Source organism: Bacillota bacterium (assembly GCA_024655925.1).
Classification (GTDB): Bacteria; Bacillota; DTU025; order DTU025; family JANLFS01; genus JANLFS01.
This window is the reverse complement of record JANLFS010000054.1, coordinates 21,067-22,476: the sequence shown is the minus strand read 5'-3', so window position 1 is coordinate 22,476 and position 1,410 is coordinate 21,067. Positions and strand designations below refer to the sequence as shown.

2 protein-coding genes are annotated in these 1,410 nt (G+C 61.3%); both read right to left on the bottom strand.

Annotated features, from left to right (window positions below):
- A partial coding sequence (locus NUW23_09585) for an HAD hydrolase-like protein (GenBank protein ID MCR4426424.1) occupies window positions 1-544 on the bottom strand: 544 nt, incomplete at its 3' end.
- Between the two features lie 47 nt (window positions 545-591).
- Window positions 592-1,410, bottom strand: an 819-nt coding sequence (locus NUW23_09580; protein ID MCR4426423.1) for a Cof-type HAD-IIB family hydrolase, incomplete at its 5' end; no start/stop codon positions are given.

Here is a 1,410-nt window from a genome sequence, read left to right as displayed (position 1 = left end):
AGGATCGGCGCGAAGGGTCCCGAGTGTATCCTGATCGAGGACAACCCCAGAAACGTCGGCCCTGCGCGCCGATCCTCTCGAGCAGGCGGCGGTACGATTCCGGATGAGGTTTCGCGTTGCATCCCATGGCTTCGAAGTCAAAGATCAGTTCGAAGTGGGACTCAGACACCCCAAGAGCCGAGAGGACCCGGCGGGAGTGGGCTACATCCGAGTTAGTGAAGATAACCTTGGCGGGAGAGAGACGTGCCAGCATTCTGTCTAAGGCCTCGTTCGGCCGCACATACTGCCCAAGCGGCACATGGTGCACGAACGCCATATAATCCTTGACGTCCACATGGTCCTCAATGTAGAGGCCGGCGAGGGTCAGCCCGTACCTGGCGAGGTAGGTGGTCCGCCGCTCCTCCGCTTTCTCCCGGGAGATGCCGAAACGGCCCATCATGTAGAGGATGATTCTCTCCCGGATGGCTTCCATCAGCCCGTTGGACGTCGGGTAAAGGGTCTCGTCCAGGTCAAACACAAGGTACTTGGGGTCAACCATTCGCATCGCATGGCTCCGTTCTCGTATGACGCCCTGTATCACGCCGCACGCCACTATAGTCCGAACAGGTCCGCGAGGACCCTCGCCACGCCGTCAGAGTCGTTCGGCGGGGCGACCCGCCAGGCGAGCCTCCTCACCTCAGGAAGGGCGTTCTCCACCGCAACGGGGAAACGAACAGCCTGAAGAGTCTCCACGTCATTCATGTTGTCACCGAAGTAGATGGTCTCATCTACACTCGCCCCGAGGCGGGCGAGAATCGTCTCGAGTGCGATCTTCTTTCTCGCCCTTGGATGGTTCACCTCGACCCACGACTTCTCCTGCCCAATTGAGACGACGATATTGCACCTCTCGCCGAACACTGCCCGGGCCTCGGCCTCCGCCGCCTGCACCTTCGGGGTGAGGTCGAACGCGGAGATCTGCACCGGGTCGCGCGTCAGGAACGAGCCGAGATCTTCGACCTCCCGTAGCCCCCACGCTGGGTCGTACCGAGTTGACACAGGCTGGTAGTAGATCTTGCACGCATCATCCAGCCCCATAAACGCAGCCGGTGACAACCTATGAGAGATGAACAGCTCGATTGCCTTCCTTGCGTCGGCAAGGGACAGGTAGTTCGTTTCGAGCACATCCTCCCCCCAGACAATGATCGCGCCGTTCTGGGCCGCGAGTACAACCCTCCGGTCCACCATGTCCCGGTACCTGCCGGCGACCCTCAGGTTGTACCCACTCAGCAGTGCCACGTGGACTCCCTGGTCGATCAGCCGCCTGATCACGTCGGCGGCGAAAGACGATATCGTCCTGTCGCTGCGTGCGAGTGTTCCCCCTATGTCGCTCGCCACGACCCGGATGCCCAAATCCCTGGCGGCCCCGCGTGT